Origin of the sequence: Klebsiella sp. JN_Kp121, from assembly GCF_040062145.1 — a bacterium.
GTDB lineage: Bacteria > Pseudomonadota > Gammaproteobacteria > Enterobacterales > Enterobacteriaceae > Klebsiella > Klebsiella aerogenes.
In genome coordinates, this window is sequence record NZ_JBEAHX010000002.1 from 118,294 (window position 1) to 137,064 (window position 18,771).

The following is an 18,771-nucleotide window of genomic DNA, read 5'->3' on the forward strand; positions in this document are numbered from 1 at the left end:
GATATAGAAAACAGGGAGGATTCCCTGTTTTGCTGGAGGAGAAATTACTGTGTCACTGCATTTCGTTTTTCAGCTTCCTGCTGAAATATCGCCTCGAATTTCTCCTTAACCCCGGGCTGGCCTTCCTGTGCAAACATAAGTGCTGCCCGGTGGGCAAATTCGCAGTTATCGCTTGCCTCACCATCCTTCAGGCATTGCGTATAAACCACATAAGTTTCGTCAGGATGCTGCTTATACCAGGCTTCGGATTTGGTTTCCTTGCAGCCGGACAGTAATATCACGCCTGAGAGTGTGCATAAGGTGAATAAGGATCTGAGCATGGATAACCTCCTTATAAATTATTAAGGTCAGCAACAGGTGCTGTTAGTTGCTGCTGTTCAAAGGCTTTCTGTCTTTGCTGTTCCAGCAATGTCGTTCGCTGTTCAGCCTGTCTGACAGACATCTCCCACTGATTCGTCAGCGCATTTAACTGTACGCTTTTCGCCGCGATGGCGTTAGCCAGATCCTGAGACTCTTTCGAGTCCTGCGCATTTGATATACGGTCAGATAAGTCTGATATGTCGCTGAGTGTGCTGTTAATCCTGTTTTCAACGTCAGTGGTATTCTCAATCGCCATTGCCTGATTGAGGATCATCTGTTTACAACTGTCGGCCAGGGCCTGAGACTTTATTCCTTCCTGTTCCTCGCTGCATACGCTGAACGATTTGTATTTATTGTAAAGGTTTTGCAGTTCAGCAGAATATGAACTGTTCTGCGTGGTCAGCAGATCATGCAGTGAAATACCGTTCTTACGGAGATTATCAATATCGGTTTTCAGGCTTCTGGCATCACTGAGAAAACCCTGAATATCCCGCACGCCGGTTGCGGTAGCCAGTTGCTTCTTATATGCATCAAGTTCACTTTTATAATGGGTAACTGTATCCTCCCATTGCTGTAGTTTCTGCATCCACTGGTTAATGGATTCGGTATTCTGCACGGCGTCAAAAACCGGTATTCCGGCGCTGAACGCCTGTGCTGAGAAAAATAACGATAATGCCAGAAGGTGATTCCTGGAACGCATTGATATTACCTCCGGTTGGCTTTCAGATTGCCCGGTCAAGAAACGTATCTTTCCATTCATCAGGTCGCATACCGTCCTGATAAATGGCATCGAATATTTTCAGGTTGTCTTCACTGGCGCTGAGAAGTCGGGTGAGTTTACCCAGTCCGGACAGATCCATTTTCGCCATTGCCACAAACGGGCGGGTTTCTCCGGCCCGCAGCGGTGTTTTCAGGATGACCATATAATGCTCGCCCGGATCCAGGTTCCTGACCGTCTCATAAACGCTGTCCGGCACTTTCATTTTCTCCACGTAATCTGTATAGCTGGCTTTCGGATTGGCGAGGAAAATCTGGGTACCGCACTGCTCAATAATCGCCGGGGCGATGGGATGTCTGACGATTTCATCCGGTGACTGTGTTGCCGGGACGAAGATACCGTTCAGCTTACGGATAACTTTCAGCATATTGAGCGAGAAACGGGAAAATTCGACATCGGCCAGCCAGCGCCAGAACTCATCCATAAACATCACCAGGCGGCGACCGTCCAGAAGACTGGTCACACGGTACAGCAGGTAAAAGGTCACGGGACCGCGAATATCGTCATCATCCAGAAATTCGGTGCCGTCGATACCAACGTTATCGACATCGCTGATGGTGAAAGTATCAGCCTCGTTATCAAACACCCAGCCGAACTCGCCCCCCTGCGCCCACTGTTTCAGGCGAATACGCAGCCCGTTGGTGCGGGCGTCTGTGGTCGGCGGCTCCGGCAGCACTTCCAGCAGCCGGGTGATCCCGTACCGACGGTACTCCGGCGGGTAGTCCAGCATGATGGTGTCCACGGCGGCACTGATCCGCTCCTCATCGCGCGGATCGAGCGGCTTACCGTTGCGGCGGCACAGCATGCGCACCAGCCGTTTGATGAAACTGATGTTCCGGCGGGTTGGCTCCAGCGCAAACGGGTTGAAGCCGGTGGACTCGCCGGTACGGATGCGGAAATAACGCCCGCCCGCCTGGCGGATCGCCATTTCCGCCGCCCGATCCTTATCGAAATACACCGTGGTCAGCCGTTTGTTGGTGGCAGAAGGCGCAAATGTCGCCGGGTTGCGGTACTTCTGCATCAGTTGTTGCATGACAGTCATCAGCAGGGTTTTGCCTGAACCGGTTTTCCCGATAATCGCCGTATTCCCCGGCGTTTTCTCACCGGTGTCATCTCGCCTGGCCTGGCTGTCGTGCAGGTTCAGGTAATACCCGCCACCACCGGGAGATGTGAGGATGGCGATGGCTTCCCCCCATGGATTGCCGCTGCGTTTGTGGGGATGGAAGTTATGCAGGCAGGCCATATCGGCAAAATTCTGGCTGCTGACGGCCACCAGTCGGGGGCGCAGCGTATAGACACCCGGCAGTTGTGCCAGATATGCAGCGGGCAGTGACATGGAGGAAAGCGTCGTCATAATGCCGAGATCGGCGAAAGGCTGCGCCAGCATGTTGGTATCTTTCACCACCTGAGTGGCGTTGTCCGACGACACCAGCAGGGAAAAGTGGAATTTCCCGCAGGACACATGCCCGGACTGGAGCAGGTCGCGCAGTACTGTCAGCTCTTCACGTTGCGACAGCGCGTCATCGTCTGCCGAATTCAGTCGTTTTTCCGCCAGCCGGATATGATTCTGCGCCTCATCCCGTGCCATACAGGTAAAGGACTGCGTCAGAACATACTCGCTTTCGGCGTACAGCAGCGCATCCAGCATACCGGTATGGGTTTCCGGGGAATAATCCTTAATCTCCAGGCTACGGAAGAAGCGGGAGCCGCCGACCGTCCGGCATTCACCGGTGTCGGTGGTGAAAAAGACGTCTGGCGTACTGAGCGTTTCATAAAATGGTGAGCGCGTTACGGCCACCTTCTGCCACCGACCGGTAAGCAGACGATGGAAGAACGCCAGTTGTGAGGAATACACGCGACCATTTTCTTCATATATCCCCAGCGGCGTTGCCATATAGCGGGATAATGAAGATTCCAGTGCTTCACGGTATTCCTGCATGATTTTGAGCGCGTCATCCAGTGCTGGCTGGCGTTTACCGTGCGACTGCGCTTTCATGGTTTTCTTCTCAATCTGAGAGAACGGTGCGTAGCAGACGGAGAAAAACAGCCGGTGCCGCCAGAACGGTTTTTCTTTTACCGGCTGGTAATACCGACGTGTTATCTCATCGGAAAAGGGAATGCCCGAACAGGCTTCAAAAGCATCATGATATTTTTCACGGAGCCGGTGAATATATAATGTTACCGGCAGACCCTCATACGAACGAATAACGTTATTCAGATGCGTGGCCATCAGGGTCAGGTGATGTTCATCTTCACATTCAAAGACCGTGCCGCCCAGCTCCCAGGTGGCAACAAAATCACGGTGACGATTTCTGATGACGTAAGGGTGAATATGGGAGGAATACGGAATATACTTATCCAGCGTGATACGCTCGTTTAATTTCATTTTCTGAATAAACTCCGATACATCAACGTTATCGTACTGGTTTGCCAGAAGGGCATTTGCACCAAAATAGTTATTGGTGAAAAGCCGCCCACGGGTTTTAAATGCCAGCCAGAGCAGCCCAAAATAATGGATATCCTTACGGGCTTTATTTTTCATTTCCGCCCAGGCCGGGATCAGCAACAGTACCAGGTAATAGCTGACATAGACCGCCAGCAGGACGATGGCCCCGCTGACAAGAACGAACGGCACCAGAGGAATGCCCATAATGGCGGCTGGCCGCGTAAGTGCTTTATTCAGCGTAGCCATCGTTGCCTCCCTTATGATGCCCAGTAGGCACCGAAGCCGGACGCGCCAACAATCAGGATCGCGCCGATGATGACGTTACGCATGTCATGCAGGCTCTTGCCATCGAACAGCACCTTGTAGCCCACCCACATGGTTGCCAGCGTGATGGTGACGGCGGCCAGTCCCAGCAGACCGGTTGAGGTGTTGCTCAGTGTTTCATTCGCCTTGTTAAATCCGCCATCTACCGCCAGCGCCGGAGTGGACAGCAGGAGTGAAGCAGCAACTATATTGCATTGACGCATGATCATTTCTCCTCGTGAATGACAACAGGAACGGTGCCGCGAATGACGGCGTTGGGATAATGGAGGGAAGTCAGGACCGGCGCAGTGGCACCGACAGGCTCGCCGCTCAGTACAACGGCGGGATAACGGACAGAGGGCTGTACGTTCCGGTCAGGGGTACGCTGCCGGTCTTCCCGCGTGGACGGGACGACATAGCCAATGCGCTGTACGTAGCTGGTCTGGTTAAAGGCGGATTCTGGTCGCAGGCCGGTTTCAAAGTTGCCGGAGTAGTAACAACTGAGCGCCCGTTTCAGGGTGCCGCCGCGCCGGTAACAGTCATCGAGAATGCGCTCAAATACCGACAGATTGACGCAAGGGTTAAGCAGGTCGCTGGCCGTGACGCCGTAATGGCGGAAATTGGTGCTGGTGATTTGCATCAGGCCGACCGAATAGCGTCTGCCCCGTGCTGCCAGCCGTCCGGTGAGGCGGATCGCCTCCGACAGGCTCGTGGGGAAATGTGAAATCACGCCCCGGCTGTCTGGCAGAATTTCAGCAATGGCGTAAGGGTGGAAACCGGATTCGACCCGCGCCACGTCAAGCGACGTGGACGGGTGAATACTGGCGGCGCACTGCACCGCCAGTGCCAGAAAGGCAGTGGTGGAAAGCATGCTGGCCTCGTAACAGAGAGACTGGCGGCTTACAGAAAAGTACGCCGCCGGAGGAGAGGAAGAGAAAATGGATTAAGCGGCAGAGGCATCCTGCGAAATGTCGCTGTCTTCTCTGGGTTCGAGCAGCACCAGCCTGCCGGAAACAGCAATACCGGGTATCAGCACGATATTCAGGCCGGGCTTGCCGTTATGCGCGAAGGCCACGCCAACTTTTGTCCAGTACGTGTTTTTTTCACCCTGTGCATTGGGCTGGCTTTCCTGAGTGACAAAGACGTGATAAACGGGTTTCCTCATGGAATTTCCTTTAATCAAAACAACAGTGAATGAAATAAACCGATCACATCCCGATTCTGCATTCCGGTTTTAACGGGTCAGCGAGAACATTCAGCGGCACCCTGAATTGTGGTTACGTGACAGCCTGATCCCGGTTGTTAAAGAGCGATACCTGGCCCGGACGAATTAACGTCCATCAAGGCAACCATGCAGTAATGGCATTTTCAGATTCATATATTTTGCCAGGGATATAAATGATAAAGTCAAAATGAAAATAAGAGAGATATCCTGACAAGGATTATCATATGCGGAAGGAAAGCGAAATATACGTAGCAGACAATAAATAGGTATTTATATTTTCATAGAACCAGAAAGACATGCAGGGAAATAATATCCCCGCACGTCTTTATCGCTATTATCAGCGTCTGCAACGCTCAAGTTGTTCCTGACATTCGGTACAAGTTGCTATGCCAGGCAGTGTCTGCCGTCGTTTTTCAGGAATGGGTTTACCACATACACGACAGCAGAATAATGATGGCGTTGGTCCCGGTTTAAAGCGATTCTGCTCAATCATCTCCTCCAGTCGCTGTTCATTAAATTCCTGATCGCGATCGATCTCATCCGGCATATGACGTCCTCCTGTCAGCGGCAACTTCCTGTTCGCAAAGTGCAATACGCTTCCAGACCGTAGTGAGTAAAAGTCCTTCGGTCTTCGGCAGTAGGGCTTCCGTCACCTGCATCATAGCCATCAGAGCATCAGGCGATTCAAGGTTTTCCACCCGGCACTGTTGCCATTGCAGCCAGATAGCCGCATCCGTCTTTTCATCCGGTTCAGGTGTCCGGCCATACGGCACGCTGACACCCAGCAACCTACGGCGAAGGCAGACTTCATTTGATGTCAGGCCAAAATAGTGGTTGAGCAACGCGATAGAGCCACCCAGGCGGATAGCCCGGTTAATCTCCTGTTGATGCCGGTATTCTTGGCGGGCCTGCGCCAGTAAATGATGCAGAACATCATGGCGGACAATGATCGAAACAAAGGGTGCCGCCGCCCGGCTGACAGTAAACAGTTCATCAAGGGATAACTGATCAAGAGCATTTATTTCGTCGATAGTAAATCCCAGAGATTCACAGTGGCGAATATTGCCTTCTTTCAGTGCATGCAATGCATTGGCTATGATGGAGTAATTAATTGATGGGATCATCCGGTTATCGCCTCATGCTATTTCTGGAGAAGTTCAGAAAATAAAAAATAGATGGACATTTTCAACTGCCCTCGCGTCCGGATAATTTCAGGTTGATCCACTCATCAATTTCGGATTCAAGCCATGCCACACTGGATGGGCCTATCTTGATTGAACGAGGAAAGGTTCCGTTTTTCATATACAGGTAAATCTGAGAGCGTTTAAGACCGGTTTTTTCTTCAACCTGTTTCAGACGTAATAACTGATGTGCTGTCATCGTTTTCTCCTGTGGTGGAAATAAACGGGGTAAGCCCGGAGACAACAAAAAAACACGGTGAAAGGTGAAGGAAAAGCTAATGAACCCGTATTAAGCGCGGGTAACCTCTTAATACGGGTTATGTATCGAGACGGATAAATATCTGATCAGTTAGATAAGGATGTAGAAGAAGGAGAACCCCGTTCCAGCGCATTTTTCAGCGTATCGCCACTCAGATGGTCTGTAATACCATCATGAAAGGCCCACTGTTCAAAAATGGACAGAAGTTTATAGGGCTGCCGGATTAGTGGGCTGATCGTCTCATTATGTTTGCAGGCCAGCCAGAAAAGACGAGATAATGGTGTTGATATTCGTGTTGAAGATAATGGTTTCATTTTGTTCTTAATCTCTATGTTAATGAATTTATCAAGTTCAGCGTGTCGAATGACAAACCAGGCATCCCGAGGTAGAACATGAGCCGGGAAATACTCTTTTTCCAGGTAATCGTGTATCCTCTGAGAGAATATTTCTTCATGTACATCTTGTGAAATATTTTTAGGGAGTTGCATGATTTTTTGTTTTATTCTTTTTTTCCACGTTACCCTGTCGAATAGTTGATATATTTCCCCCTGTAAGCTGACTGTTATGCCATGATTAAAATCAATGGCTCCTGTTACAGGTAAGGGGATTTTAAGGGAATGGGCAAGTAATCTCTGTATTAGAACATATTCATATCCAATCAATGGAGTATCAATAACTCTCTGTGTGGGCATGATATATTTGCCAGCAGTGCTAATAATAAAGTTATGCCCGTTAAGAAAGGTTTTTTTGTCAAGAAGGCATAAACGATTTATTAATGACATTTCAGATGTTCTAAGCCTTACTTTGTAGCCTGACCTTTGAATTTTCCGTAATGTAAATGGCGACTGAAAGTAAATGGAGAGACGAATGCTACCATGTAGTGCATGCCTGTAAATGTCACTTTTTTTTTAATTTCCAACCTTTTTTATTTATTATCTCGACTGCTTCACTTATAGTCAGCCAGTCAGGCGAACTATGTTTTGTATTTGATAATGGTTGTTTTTTTGACATGATAATTCTCCTCTGTTTTTATTGGTTTTTTCAAAAAAAATTCATAAAATTTCTCAGTGGAATTTATTTCAGGGTGCGGTATCTATTATGTTGTGAGGTCTGGATTATTTTGAAACGGAGGCTGCTTAGCGCTTCAGGCCCCCGTGTTCGGCCCAATGTTTAGCAGTAGACAAAAAGAAGAACGAATACCAGATTAAGAGCCTATCTCAATAGGATCTTATTCCAGACAATAAGACCACAGGCAAAATGCAGCATGGCCTTGTAACTTTCGGTCTCCTTTTCCCATCGGGTCAGGGCCCGGCGAAAGTGATTCATCCAGCTATGAGTCCCCTCAACGACCCAACAATGGGCCTTGCAGTCATATTTTTACTGGCATCAGACTCCTCTTTACGGGACTGGATATGCGGCTCGTAACGACCGCTCAGCAGATACGTTTTTCAATCACTCCGCTTCGTAACCATCGCTCCTGTCCTGCTAAAATGCGTCGTGGATGCTGCAGAAATAAAATTTAATGATGCGCTTAATCATCCGGCCCCGTAGTCACGGGGGCCACGCTTTTTACGGCGTACAGGGTTCAATAAAGTATCCGGCCCGCTGCCGAACTTTACGCGGAATCGGGCCAGATTCTGTACTTAATTATCGGCATCGATCCCGATATTAACCATCTCGCGCGTCTCCATTACTCTTTGCTTATTGGCAGCATGCAGAATACGGCTAAGCAGCAGCCCAATCGCCAGCAGGGAAATCACGGAGAGCGCCAGCCCGTTCCATCCCGCTTTGGCAAAAACGAAACCGTTGAGGTAGCCCAGCACCGCCCCGCCCGCGTAATAGCAGAAGAGATAAAATGCCGTTGCCTGTCCTTTAGCATGAGAGGCGTGCCTGCTCACCCAGGAGAGAATGGTTGAGTGTGAGGTAAAGAAGGCCACCGAGAGGACAACCACCCCGAAAATAAATACCGCCGCGGTGGTGGCAAAAATGCTGATGGCGGCGCCGACAATCATCACCATCAGCAGCATGCTAAGCATATTCATGGCGCCAAACCGCACGGCCAGCCTGGCGGTCGTCGGCGCGGAGAAGAAGGTTAGCGCAAAGCTCACGGGGATCAGCCCGATATGGGTAAATGAGAGATTGAACGGTTCGCGGTGAAGATAGAAGGCGACGAAGTTAAAAATAGAGGTAAAGGAGCCGAAGAGAATAAAGCCGATAACGTAGGCCAGAGAGATATTTCTGTTTTTAAAATGTTCAATACCGCCTTTTAACATCTGCGTCAGGTTTAGCGCGGTGCTCGGGGTAAAGTTTTTCGACGCCGGAAGGAAATAGAGAACGTAAAACGCCATAAAGATCAGCAGACCGCCAAACAGCATGAAAATAACGTTCAGCGAAACGTGTTCCATCATCAGCGTGGCGAAAACCCTGCCCGACATGCTACCCAGCGAGTTACCAAAAATAAAATAGCCGGTGACTACGCCCGCCAGAACGGGAGATACCTCTTCGCAGATATAAACGGTGACCGCCGCCGTGATGCCGCTGACGGCAAGGCCAAGCAGAGCGCGATAAAGCACCAGCTCCGGCCAGGCGCTGACGGTCGTGCACATCAGCGTCAAAATGCCGCCTAGCAGCAGTGAAACGACGATAGTTTGCTTGCGTCCAAAGCGGTCGGAAAGGCTGCCGGTAAACAGCATGGCCAGGGCCAAACAGCCGACTTCGGCAGACAGGATCAGGCCAACCTGATTAAGCGGAATATGGTAAACCTCCGCCAGCTTTGGCAGCAGCGCCTGAATAGAGTATAGAGAGGCAAGCTCCGCCAGTCCGGCCAGCGGCAGCGTGAGCAGTATGGGTAAATAATTCCTGAGTCCGATGTTATTCGCTGCTGGCTTCATTTTTATTCCTCACAATTTCTTTAGATAATTTTGGTGGTACGCGCGATATGCCCAAAAAGCGTTAGCGCATCATCAGGTTGTCTGTTCAAATAACCATAGGATTTATACATTAATTATTGCCACGCGATACTCACCAGGCGTAATAGATTGAATTATGAATCGTGCATCTTATTTATTTCCAATGATCTTACGCTCAGCCAGCGTGCAGCGAGCTGAGAATTAACTCTTGCATTATTATTTTTTTCACTTTTCAAGCTATTGCGATCACACTTTTATTAGTAGATCGCCAGATCATCGCTCATGGATAAAAAAATTAATAATATCATTGTGTTACATAAAACACGATCCGTGTTCTTTGGCCTCATGGCTGTATGTCATGCTTTTACTTAAGCTTTTTCGCTGCGGTTGCTAATATTCTGGTGACGTGAGCAATGCCTTTTGTTATTGCAGTATATAAGCAAGGTGATCCAACCATGAAACCTAAAACGTTGTACGATAAAATAATCGATGCACATATTATTCGACAATTAGACCAACAGGGTAATGTGCTGCTGTATATCGATCGCTCTATTTTGAATGAGTATACCAGCCCGCAGGCGTTCAGCGGATTACGCGAAGCGAAACGTCAGGTCTGGCAGCCAAAAAGTATTTTACTCAACGTCGATCACGTTAACCCAACGCGCCCCGAGCGCACTAAAGAGATGACCGATCCGGGCGGTGAACTCCAGGTTCGCTATTTTGAATCGAACAGCCGGGATTTTGGCCTCGAGCTTTTTGGCGTGATGGATGAGCGTCAGGGTATCGAACACGTTGTCGCCCACGAACAGGGGATGGTGCTGCCGGGCATGGTGATTGCTGCCGGTGACAGCCACACCACCACCTACGGCGCTTTTGGCGCATTCGGCTTCGGCATTGGCACCTCTGAAATTGAGCATATGCTGGCGACGCAGACGCTGGCCTATAAAAAACTGAAAACGCTGCGCGTCCGGGTGGATGGCGAGCTGCCGTTTGCCGCGACGGCAAAAGATATTGTCATGCTGCTTATCGCCCAAATCGGCGCGGATGGCGCGACGGGCTACGCAATTGAGTTTTGCGGCGAAGCGATCGCTGCGCTGAGCGTCGAAGGGCGCATGACCGTCTGCAATATGGCGGTTGAAGCAGGGGCGCGCGGCGCGTTCATGGCGCCCGACGACAAGGTATTTGCCTATATCAAATCCGCGCCGCGCGTCCCTAAGGGCGGAATGTGGCAGCAGGCTCTCGCCCACTGGCGCACTCTGCACAGCGATGAGGGCGCGGTCTTTGATAAAGAAGTGGTGCTTGACTGCGCAAACCTGACGCCGCGCGTCACCTGGGGAACCAGCCCCGATCAAGGCGGCAGCATCACCGATATCGTTCCCAACCCTGCCGATGAGCAGGACCCATCCAGGCGGCGCGACATGCAACACGCGCTGGCCTACATGGGGCTTGAACCCGGCATGCCGCTCAGCGGCATCCCTATCTCCCACGCCTTTATCGGCTCCTGCACCAACGGGCGTATTGAAGATCTACGCGCCGTCGCACAGGTGCTGCGCGATAGAAAAATCGCGCCGGGGGTCAGGGGAATCATCGTACCAGGCTCAACCCAGGTACGCGCCCGCGCCGAACGAGAAGGGCTGGCGAAAATCTTTATTGCCGCGGGATTTGAATGGCGCCAGTCCGGATGCTCGATGTGCCTTGCGATGAACGAGGACGTACTGATGCCGGGCGATCGCTGTGCGTCGAGCACCAACCGCAACTTTGCCGGTCGCCAGGGCGCGGGAGCAAGAACCCATCTGATGAGCCCGGCAATGGTGGCCGCCGCCGCGGTAGCCGGTCACCTGGTCGATGTACGCCAGTTTTTGCAGCAGGAACAATAGACAAAATGGAACCTTTCAACAGCGTTACCGGCATTGCCGCACCGATGATGGCGGCCAACATTGATACCGACGTCATCATGCCCAAACAGTTCCTTAAGGGCATCGATCGCAGCGGACTGGATAAGGGTGCTTTTTACGACCAGCGTTGGTTAGCCAGCGGCGAGCCCAACCCCGATTTTATTCTCAACCGCCCCGAGTGGCGCGGCGCGACGTTTCTGATCGTTGGCCCTAACTTTGGCTGCGGCTCCAGCCGCGAACACGCGGTTTGGGGGCTACGCCAGCTCGGTATTCGGGCGCTTATCGGCACCAGCTTCGCCGGTATTTTTAACGACAACTGCCAGCGCAACGGCGTGCTAACCCTGACGCTTTCAGCAGTGGATATCGACCTGCTGTCCCAGGTGGCAGGTAATCCGACGAGTAATCACATCACCGTTGATTTACAGCAACAACGCATTCAGGCAGGGGAAACAGCCTTCTCCTTTGCCGTGGATGAACTGAAAAAGCAGATGCTGCTGCAAGGGCACGATGCGATTAGCTACACATTGCAATATCAGCAGGAAATACGTGATTTTGAGGAGCGCCACTTTACCACGCACCCGTGGCTTGTGGCGTAGAACGTAAGAACGACTCTGAGGAGTGAGCAGAACATTATGAAACTGGTCAGTTTTATGCATCAGGGCGGCAAAAATAGCCGCGATAAAAGTTACGGCATATGGACCGAAAACGGCGTTATCGATCTGGGGACGCGGATAGGCGCACGTTATCCGACTATCAAATCACTGCTGGCTGGTGACGCTTTGGTCGAAGCTGCCGCTTACGGACAGCAGCAGCCGGACTACGCACTGGAGGATATTAGCTATCTTCCGGTTATCGAAGATCCGAACAAAATCATCTGCGTGGGCATGAACTACGCCGACAAGCGCCTTGAGTTTGACGAAAAGAATAACGAACCCACGCTGTTTATTCGCTTTGCCGATTCGCAGACCGGTCACAACGGCACACTGCTCAAACCGGAAGCCAGCGCTGAATTTGATTATGAGGGCGAGCTTGCCGTCATTATTGGTAAAAGCTGCTTTCACGCTAGCGCCGAACGGGCCCTGGAGTACGTGGGAGGCTACAGCTGCTACATGGATGGCTCCGTGCGCGACTGGCAGCATACCTGGTATACCGCCGGTAAAAACTGGCCGCAGACCGGCTCGTTTGGACCCTACTTAACCACTCAGGATGAGATTGTCGATCCACAGGCGCTGGCTATCCACACCTGGCTGAACGGGCGGATGGTACAGGACGATAACACCAGCAATATGGTACATAAGATCGCCGAGCTTATTAGCTATATCAGCACTTTTACTCGCCTGATGCCTGGAGATGTGATCATTACCGGATCGCCGGGTGGTGTGGGTAAAAAGCGCGTTCCCCCGTTATTCTTACGCCAGGGTGACCGCATTGAGGTGGAGATTGAGGGGCTTGGCCGCCTGAGCAACACGGTCAGCGAGGCGCGTCAGGTGGTTGAGATACCAGCCTGAGCGGAGAAAACATAAGGAGTTTGATGATGATAGTTACCACTGAAGGCATTAAAGATAAAGGTGAGTCTGCCTTTATTCCTGGCTTCCGGCTACTGGACGTTGAACTGGGCAATGGCATCCGCCTGCGCGCTGCGGTTGGCGGTCAGGGTGAGCCGCTGCTGATGCTGCACGGGCACCCGCAAAACCATGTAACCTGGCGCAAGATTGCCCCCACGCTTGCTCAACGCTTTACCGTCATCATGCCCGATATTCGGGGATACGGTGACAGCAGCAAGCCGCCGAGCGACCCCGAGCACCGCACCTATTCCAAGCGCGAGATGGCAAAGGATATCGTTTTGCTGATGGCGCGGTTGGGCTTTAACGACGGGTTTGCCTTTATCGGGCACGACCGCGGCGCTCGCGTCGGGCATCGCCTGGCGCTGGACTATCCGCAGCAGGTTAAGCGCAGCGTCTTTATTGATATCGCGCCAACGGCCACGATGTATGAACGTACGGATAAGGCTTTTGCCACGCGCTATTTTTGGTGGTTCTTCCTGATTCAGCCCGCGCCGCTACCGGAGAAGCTGATAGCCTCCGACCCGACCTTCTTCCTGCAAAAGCACATTAGCGGACAGTTGAAAACGCCAGGAGCGACGGAGCCGGAGGTATTTGCCGAATATCTGCGCTGCTATCAGAACCCGGAAACGCTGCACGCGGTTTGCGAAGATTACCGGGCGGCGGCCACGATAGACTTGGCTGACGATGAAGCCGATAAGCATCTGCGTATCGGAAGCCCGCTTTTGGCCCTGTGGGGTGCAAAAGGCACCGTAGGCCAACTTTATGATGTAATATCAACGTGGCAGGAAAAGGCGTTGAACGTGAGCGGCGTGCCAATGCCTTGCGGACACAGCCCTCAGGAGGAGTGCCCGGAGGAGATGCTCAGGGTCATCATGCCCTTCCTTTCCTGAAGGTTCTGCGCCGCCAACGAGGCTCGAGAACGGGCCTCATTTTTTATTCTCCGGATGGCATGCACATGAGCACTCATGACAAGCAGCGGGCGCAGTGGCCGCTTATCGAAGATCTGAACGTTTTTCTGACCGTGGTGCGCAAGGAGAGCTTTGCCAACGCGGCGGCTGAGCTTGGGCTATCGCCCTCCTATGTTAGCAAGCGTATCGGCCTGCTTGAAAAAAGTCTTGGCATGCGCCTGTTTTATCGCAGCGCCCGCACTATCCGGCTCACCGCCGACGGGCATAAGGCGCTGAGCGGAGCGATCTCCGTCCTGGACAGCATGGACGAGTTCGTGTCGGGGCTTGCCGCCTGGCGCGACGCCATCGAGGGAAATATCCACATTAGCTGCTCGTTTGGGTTCGGTTCAACGTACATGGCAAACGCGCTCTCCGCGCTGGCGGAACGCTACCCGGCGCTAAACGTTAAGCTCACCCTGACCGACCAGGTGGTTGACCTTATCGAAGAGGGCGTGGATCTCGAGATCCACGTCGGCGACGATATTAAAGATCTCTACATTACCCGCAGGCTCTCGCTCAATCGACGGGTGCTGTGCGCCGCGCCGCAGTATCTTGCCAGGCACGGCACACCAGCTCAGATAAGCGATCTCAAGCAGCACAAGTGTCTGGTCATCCAGGAGCGTAGCGCGCAGTTCGGTGTCTGGCCGCTCACCAACGGGCTCGACAGCACGCAACTGCATATCGGCAGCCAGCTTTCCTCCAACAGTGGCAGAGTGGTGCTGAACTGGGCGCTTAACGGCCACGGGATTATTCTTCGCTCCCTGTGGGAGGTTCAGCGCTATCTGACGAGCGGTGAACTGGTGCAAATTCTTCCGTCGTGGCATCAGAGCGCCAACATCTGGGCTGTTTACTCCAACCGCACTTCAGGTTCGGCAAAGCTGAAGGTATGCATCGATTTCCTGATGGACTATTTTCAGCAAACTCCTCCCGTCAGCGACGCGCTGTGGGGAAAAATAACGTCTGAGGATGGGAAGAGCCAGCTTTGTTAACGAAGGGCCTGCTGGCGCGCTATCGGGACTGGTAAGCGGTCCTTACCACGCCGGGTTGCAGCCTGGAGCCGTTAGCTCCGTCGGCAAGTCTCCCACATCCTCCCAAGTTACTCCATCGTGGTATTTGTATCTTTCCTCATACAGTAGGGGCTGAACGATAGACCCATAAAATAAAGCCGTACCAGCATGGGCTGATACGGCTTTATTTTAGCTAAAATGTCTCGTGGGTATTTTTTCGTACTCGAATAAAAGGTGGTACATATGCTTCCTGGCATGTATCCAGATAATCCGACCACCACTGCATCATGGCCTTGCGGGCTTCAAGATGCTCTGCTTTGTGTATATAAGCCAGGCGAACGGTGTTTCGTTCCTGGTGACTCATCTGGCGTTCAACGGCGTCCTGAAGCCAAAGTCCGGATTCCATCAGAGCGCTACATGCCATTGCCCGGAATCCATGTCCGCAGACATCTACTTTCGTATCATAGCCCATCAGTTGTAGTGCCTTGTTGACCGTATTTTCACACATTGGCTTGTAAGGGCTATGGTCACCGGGGAATACTATTTCCAGATGACCTGAGATTTCCTTTATTTGTTTCAGTATACAGATGGCCTGTCGGGACAACGGCACGATATGCGGTGTGCGCATTTTGGCACCACGTCCGGAATAACGCACTCCTGTAATGGTCTCGCGTGTGGCGGGTATGGTCCAGATCCGGTTTCTGAAATCAATCTCGTTCCAGCGTGCAAAACGCAGTTCACTGGAGCGAATGAACAGATGCAGCGTCAGCATGACCGCCAGTCTGGTCAACTCACGGCCCTGATGATATCCCTCAATGCGTTCAATCAGCTCAGGCAGCCGTTCAAGCGGCAGGGCGGGATAATGCCGTCTGACGGGCGGAGCCGTTACACCATCAAGATTTGCCGCCGGGTTGGTGTCGATCAACCCCTGATGGACCGCATGGCGCATGATGCTGCAAAGGTGTTGCCGCGTGCGGGACGCGACTTCCAACAAGCCTTTTTCTTCAATGCCTTTCAGCAGGTCAATGAAATTCCGGGGTTTAAGTTCTGACACTGACAGATGTCCGATAATCGGAAAGATATGATTGTTCATGCTGGCAAGCAGACGGTCAGCAGTGTTCTGTGACCATTTCCTGTTACTTTTATGCCATGACAACGCCACGGTTTTAAACACTTTTTCCGGTGTGCCTGCAATGCGTTCAGCGGCCCGCTGCTTTGCCGGGTTGATGTTCAGCGCCAGCATCTTACGGATACCTTCACGTTGTTGTCGTGCATCAGAGAGGGAAACAGCAGGATAAGCACCCAACGCAATACGGGATTCCTTACCACTGATACGATACTTGAGATACCAGTGACGTGAGCCGCCGGGTTTGATAAGAAGATACAGACCGTGAGAATCGGAAACTTTGAAGGGTTTTGCGGATGGTTTTAAGTTGCGGATTTTTGAGTCGTTAAGAGACATTTGGGGGTCACTCCGTCATCGAACCAACTTGACCCCAAATCTGACCACCAAATTCTCCCGATGCGGAGGGTAAACTGAAAATACATCGGGAAGACTTTTCACGCTAACTTATTGAATCTGAATCACACAGGGATTTGCAAAGCGGCATGAAAACAAGAATCTGGCTCCTCTGACTGGACTCGAACCAGTGACATACGGATTAACAGTCCGCCGTTCTACCGACTGAACTACAGAGGAATCGTGTGAACGGGGCGCATGTTAGCGAGTGTGTTACGGGATGTCAAAGGAGAATACGTCTTTTGCGATCGTTCGCTGGTAAATTCAGCAGTAGCGGTGATTTTATTACTTTTTAAACGAAAATTTGAGCGAATTCAGAGGGATGAAAAGCTAAAGTTGTGGAAATAAAAAAGCCTGCTCGTAAGCAGGCTTTTTTGAATCTGGCTCCTCTGACTGGACTCGAACCAGTGACATACGGATTAACAGTCCGCCGTTCTACCGACTGAACTACAGAGGAATCGTGTGGAGTGGTATCTTAGCGGCGAAAAAATTTTTGTCAAACATCAATTCAACTGCAGCGTCACGCCTGCCGCATCTATCAACAATTTGTCGTATTTGCCGACAATTTACCAGGAAAAATACTTTGCAGGATTAGCATTTCTCAATCATCATTTGAAATGTTGTTTCAACTCTTCTCACTAAGGTCTCCCTTGAACGTCACTTCAGCAGTACGCCAGGCCGTAGCGCGCACGTCCTGGTTTAAAAAGCGCAAGAGCTATCGTGTGCTCTACTGGCGTGAAATCAGTCCCCTTGCCGTACCGATCCTGCTGGAAAACGCCTGCGTATTATTGATGGGCGTGCTGAGTACTTTCCTTGTAAGCTGGCTCGGCAAAGAAGCGATGGCCGGGGTGGGCCTGGCCGATAGCTTTAATATGGTCATCATGTCGTTCTTTGCCGCGATTGATCTTGGCACCACCGTGGTAGTGGCCTTCAGCCTCGGCAAGCGCGACAGAAAACGGGCGAGGGCGGCTGCGCGGCAATCGCTGGCGATCATGACCTTGTTCTCGATCGTGCTGGCGGCGGTTATTCACGCCTTTGGCCAGCAGATTATCGATATCGTTGCCGGCGACGCCACGGTTCAGGTTAAAGCGCTGGCCCTAACCTATCTCGAACTGACCGTGCTGAGCTATCCGGCGGCGGCCATTGCCTTAATTGGTAGCGGCGCGCTTCGCGGCGCGGGGACCACCAAAATACCGCTGTTAATTAACGGCGGGATGAATATTCTCAATATTATTATCAGCAGTATCCTGATTTACGGCATCTTCTCCTGGCCGGGGCTCGGTTTTGTCGGCGCCGGGTTGGGGCTGACTATTGCCCGCTATATTGGCGCGTTGGCAACCATTTGGGTATTGATGACAGGTTTTAACCCGGCGCTGCGTATTTCGCTGAAGAGTTACTTTAAGCCGTTTAACTTTGCCATTATCTGGGAGGTGATGGGTATTGGTATCCCGGCGAGCATCGAATCGGTACTGTTTAACGGCGGCAAGCTGCTGACGCAGATGTTTGTTGCCGGTATGGGGACCAACGTCATCGCCGGGAACTTTATTGCCTTCTCGGTGGCTTCGTTAATTAACCTGCCGGGTAACGCGCTGGGATCGGCTTCTACCATTATTACCGGTAAACGGCTGGGGAAAGGGCAGGTTGGTCAGGCGGAACGTCAGGCCTGGTTCGTGTTCTGGCTGTCGACTATTATTCTGACGCTTATTGCCTGGGGCACCGCACCGTTCGCTGGCCTGATCGCTTCGTTCTACACCAGCGAAGAAGACGTAAAAGTGGTGGTTAAAGAGTTATTGTGGCTCAATGCCCTGTTTATGCCAATTTGGTCGCTCTCCTGGACCTTGCCCTGCGCCTTTAAAGGCGCGCGCGACGTGCGTTACACCATGTGGGTGTCGATGCTGGGTATGTGGGGCTGCCGGGTGGTAGCTGGCTATACGCTGGGGATCATGCTGGGCATGGGCGTCATCGGCGTCTGGCTGGGTATGGTGCTCGACTGGGCGGTGCGTGGCCTGTTGTTCTATCGCCGGATGATCACCGGGCGTTGGTTGTGGAAGTACCCGCGATTAAAGGCTCGGCTGGAAGAAAAGTCATGAATATACTGGATAAGTGTTACTTTTTAGACGAAGTGAAGAATAAATCGGCAAACGATCGCCATTATAAAAAACATCTTTGACATGGCTGAGCGTGGTCGTTAATATTCGCCCCGTTCACACGATTCCTCTGTAGTTCAGTCGGTAGAACGGCGGACTGTTAATCCGTATGTCACTGGTTCGAGTCCAGTCAGAGGAGCCAAATTCAGTACTTCATGAAGTCACGCTTCGTGAAGTTATCAAAAAGCCTGATGATGCTAATGTATCATCAGGCTTTTTTGTTTTACTGG

18 protein-coding genes, 3 tRNA genes and 1 pseudogene are annotated in these 18,771 nt (G+C 51.7%); 7 read left to right on the forward strand and 15 right to left on the reverse strand.

Features of this window, described 5'->3' with window-relative positions; translation table 11 throughout:
- Nucleotides 1-44 precede the first annotated feature (44 nt).
- From ABLU86_RS03105 to ABLU86_RS03160, 12 genes and pseudogenes are all read right to left on the reverse strand, one after another.
- Nucleotides 45-320, reverse strand: coding sequence for an EexN family lipoprotein (locus ABLU86_RS03105; RefSeq protein WP_032454819.1), 276 nt, complete (start codon nt 318-320; stop codon nt 45-47).
- A gap of 11 nt (nt 321-331) precedes the next feature.
- Nucleotides 332-1,060, reverse strand: coding sequence for a type IV secretion system protein (locus tag ABLU86_RS03110; protein ID WP_032454820.1), 729 nt, complete (start codon nt 1,058-1,060; stop codon nt 332-334).
- Nucleotides 1,061-1,082: 22 nt separating this feature from the next.
- Entirely contained in the window at nt 1,083-3,830 is a 2,748-nt protein-coding gene (locus tag ABLU86_RS03115; RefSeq protein WP_032454821.1) for a VirB3 family type IV secretion system protein, read from the reverse strand.
- Between the two features lie 11 nt (nt 3,831-3,841).
- Nucleotides 3,842-4,117 carry a TrbC/VirB2 family protein gene (locus tag ABLU86_RS03120; RefSeq protein WP_032454822.1) on the reverse strand — a complete coding sequence of 92 codons (276 nt, stop codon included), beginning with the start codon at nt 4,115-4,117 and terminating at the stop codon, nt 3,842-3,844.
- A complete protein-coding gene (locus ABLU86_RS03125) occupies nt 4,114-4,758 on the reverse strand; it encodes a lytic transglycosylase domain-containing protein (protein WP_032454823.1) in 645 nt (214 codons plus the stop codon). The genes ABLU86_RS03120 and ABLU86_RS03125 overlap by 4 nt, the downstream gene beginning before the upstream one ends.
- A gap of 72 nt (nt 4,759-4,830) precedes the next feature.
- Nucleotides 4,831-5,052, reverse strand: a complete 222-nt coding sequence (locus ABLU86_RS03130) for a hypothetical protein (RefSeq protein WP_032454824.1) — start codon at nt 5,050-5,052, stop codon at nt 4,831-4,833.
- A 397-nt stretch (nt 5,053-5,449) separates the two neighbouring features.
- A complete protein-coding gene (locus tag ABLU86_RS03135; RefSeq protein WP_032454825.1) occupies nt 5,450-5,659 on the reverse strand; it encodes a TraR/DksA family transcriptional regulator in 210 nt (69 codons plus the stop codon).
- Nucleotides 5,649-6,236: a DUF2857 domain-containing protein gene (locus tag ABLU86_RS03140; RefSeq protein WP_032454826.1), complete on the reverse strand. Its 588-nt coding sequence runs from the start codon at nt 6,234-6,236 to the stop codon at nt 5,649-5,651. The genes ABLU86_RS03135 and ABLU86_RS03140 overlap by 11 nt, the downstream gene beginning before the upstream one ends.
- Nucleotides 6,237-6,297: 61 nt before the next feature.
- Nucleotides 6,298-6,492, reverse strand: coding sequence for an AlpA family transcriptional regulator (locus tag ABLU86_RS03145; protein ID WP_032454827.1), 195 nt, complete (start codon nt 6,490-6,492; stop codon nt 6,298-6,300).
- A 146-nt stretch (nt 6,493-6,638) separates the two neighbouring features.
- A complete protein-coding gene (locus ABLU86_RS03150; RefSeq protein WP_224244100.1) occupies nt 6,639-7,244 on the reverse strand; it encodes a hypothetical protein in 606 nt (201 codons plus the stop codon).
- A gap of 520 nt (nt 7,245-7,764) precedes the next feature.
- A pseudogene (locus ABLU86_RS03155) lies at nt 7,765-8,022 on the reverse strand (IS5/IS1182 family transposase); the annotation flags it as partial.
- A gap of 173 nt (nt 8,023-8,195) precedes the next feature.
- On the reverse strand, nt 8,196-9,443 hold the full coding sequence (locus tag ABLU86_RS03160) for an MFS transporter (RefSeq protein ID WP_032454829.1): 1,248 nt from the start codon (nt 9,441-9,443) through the stop codon (nt 8,196-8,198).
- A 473-nt stretch (nt 9,444-9,916) separates the two neighbouring features.
- On the opposite strand from ABLU86_RS03160, the gene leuC reads away from it, so the two are divergent.
- The 5 genes from leuC to ABLU86_RS03185 all read left to right on the forward strand — a co-directional run bounded on the left by leuC (nt 9,917) and on the right by ABLU86_RS03185 (nt 14,857).
- Nucleotides 9,917-11,338: a 3-isopropylmalate dehydratase large subunit gene (gene leuC, locus ABLU86_RS03165; RefSeq protein WP_032454830.1), complete on the forward strand. Its 1,422-nt coding sequence runs from the start codon at nt 9,917-9,919 to the stop codon at nt 11,336-11,338.
- A 5-nt stretch (nt 11,339-11,343) separates the two neighbouring features.
- Entirely contained in the window at nt 11,344-11,952 is a 609-nt protein-coding gene (gene leuD / locus ABLU86_RS03170; protein WP_032454831.1) for a 3-isopropylmalate dehydratase small subunit, read from the forward strand.
- Nucleotides 11,953-11,988: 36 nt separating this feature from the next.
- Nucleotides 11,989-12,864, forward strand: coding sequence for a fumarylacetoacetate hydrolase family protein (locus ABLU86_RS03175; protein ID WP_032454832.1), 876 nt, complete (start codon nt 11,989-11,991; stop codon nt 12,862-12,864).
- 23 nt (nt 12,865-12,887) lie between these two features.
- Nucleotides 12,888-13,811, forward strand: coding sequence for an alpha/beta hydrolase (locus tag ABLU86_RS03180; RefSeq protein WP_032454833.1), 924 nt, complete (start codon nt 12,888-12,890; stop codon nt 13,809-13,811).
- Between the two features lie 65 nt (nt 13,812-13,876).
- Complete coding sequence (locus ABLU86_RS03185; RefSeq protein ID WP_050442677.1) at nt 13,877-14,857, forward strand: LysR substrate-binding domain-containing protein; 981 nt, start codon at nt 13,877-13,879, stop codon at nt 14,855-14,857.
- Between the two features lie 211 nt (nt 14,858-15,068).
- Here the strand turns inward: ABLU86_RS03185 and ABLU86_RS03190 are convergent, their stop codons facing one another.
- From ABLU86_RS03190 to ABLU86_RS03200, 3 genes are all read right to left on the reverse strand, one after another.
- Nucleotides 15,069-16,337: an integrase arm-type DNA-binding domain-containing protein gene (locus tag ABLU86_RS03190; RefSeq protein WP_032454834.1), complete on the reverse strand. Its 1,269-nt coding sequence runs from the start codon at nt 16,335-16,337 to the stop codon at nt 15,069-15,071.
- A gap of 161 nt (nt 16,338-16,498) precedes the next feature.
- Nucleotides 16,499-16,574: transfer RNA gene (locus tag ABLU86_RS03195), tRNA-Asn, on the reverse strand.
- Between the two features lie 201 nt (nt 16,575-16,775).
- Nucleotides 16,776-16,851 (reverse strand) — tRNA-Asn (locus ABLU86_RS03200).
- A 193-nt stretch (nt 16,852-17,044) separates the two neighbouring features.
- On the opposite strand from ABLU86_RS03200, the gene ABLU86_RS03205 reads away from it, so the two are divergent.
- Both ABLU86_RS03205 and ABLU86_RS03210 read left to right on the forward strand, forming a co-directional pair.
- Nucleotides 17,045-18,484, forward strand: coding sequence for an EmmdR/YeeO family multidrug/toxin efflux MATE transporter (locus ABLU86_RS03205; RefSeq protein ID WP_015365870.1), 1,440 nt, complete (start codon nt 17,045-17,047; stop codon nt 18,482-18,484).
- A 123-nt stretch (nt 18,485-18,607) separates the two neighbouring features.
- Nucleotides 18,608-18,683: transfer RNA gene (locus ABLU86_RS03210), tRNA-Asn, on the forward strand.
- Nucleotides 18,684-18,771 lie beyond the last annotated feature (88 nt).

Excerpts from the sequence above, each read along its gene's own strand:
- ABLU86_RS03105 (WP_032454819.1), bottom strand. The coding sequence starts at position 320 with ATGCTCAGATCCTTATTCACCTTATGCACACTCTCAGGCGTGATATTA.
- ABLU86_RS03110 (WP_032454820.1), bottom strand. The coding sequence starts at position 1,060 with ATGCGTTCCAGGAATCACCTTCTGGCATTATCGTTATTTTTCTCAGCA.
- ABLU86_RS03115 (WP_032454821.1), bottom strand. The coding sequence starts at position 3,830 with ATGGCTACGCTGAATAAAGCACTTACGCGGCCAGCCGCCATTATGGGC.
- ABLU86_RS03120 (WP_032454822.1), bottom strand. The coding sequence starts at position 4,117 with ATGATCATGCGTCAATGCAATATAGTTGCTGCTTCACTCCTGCTGTCC.
- ABLU86_RS03125 (WP_032454823.1), bottom strand. The coding sequence starts at position 4,758 with ATGCTTTCCACCACTGCCTTTCTGGCACTGGCGGTGCAGTGCGCCGCC.
- ABLU86_RS03130 (WP_032454824.1), bottom strand. The coding sequence starts at position 5,052 with ATGAGGAAACCCGTTTATCACGTCTTTGTCACTCAGGAAAGCCAGCCC.
- ABLU86_RS03135 (WP_032454825.1), bottom strand. The coding sequence starts at position 5,659 with ATGCCGGATGAGATCGATCGCGATCAGGAATTTAATGAACAGCGACTG.
- ABLU86_RS03140 (WP_032454826.1), bottom strand. The coding sequence starts at position 6,236 with ATGATCCCATCAATTAATTACTCCATCATAGCCAATGCATTGCATGCA.
- ABLU86_RS03145 (WP_032454827.1), bottom strand. The coding sequence starts at position 6,492 with ATGACAGCACATCAGTTATTACGTCTGAAACAGGTTGAAGAAAAAACC.
- ABLU86_RS03150 (WP_224244100.1), bottom strand. The coding sequence starts at position 7,244 with ATGCCCACACAGAGAGTTATTGATACTCCATTGATTGGATATGAATAT.
- ABLU86_RS03160 (WP_032454829.1), bottom strand. The coding sequence starts at position 9,443 with ATGAAGCCAGCAGCGAATAACATCGGACTCAGGAATTATTTACCCATA.
- leuC (WP_032454830.1), top strand. The coding sequence starts at position 9,917 with ATGAAACCTAAAACGTTGTACGATAAAATAATCGATGCACATATTATT.
- leuD (WP_032454831.1), top strand. The coding sequence starts at position 11,344 with ATGGAACCTTTCAACAGCGTTACCGGCATTGCCGCACCGATGATGGCG.
- ABLU86_RS03175 (WP_032454832.1), top strand. The coding sequence starts at position 11,989 with ATGAAACTGGTCAGTTTTATGCATCAGGGCGGCAAAAATAGCCGCGAT.
- ABLU86_RS03180 (WP_032454833.1), top strand. The coding sequence starts at position 12,888 with ATGATGATAGTTACCACTGAAGGCATTAAAGATAAAGGTGAGTCTGCC.
- ABLU86_RS03185 (WP_050442677.1), top strand. The coding sequence starts at position 13,877 with ATGAGCACTCATGACAAGCAGCGGGCGCAGTGGCCGCTTATCGAAGAT.
- ABLU86_RS03190 (WP_032454834.1), bottom strand. The coding sequence starts at position 16,337 with ATGTCTCTTAACGACTCAAAAATCCGCAACTTAAAACCATCCGCAAAA.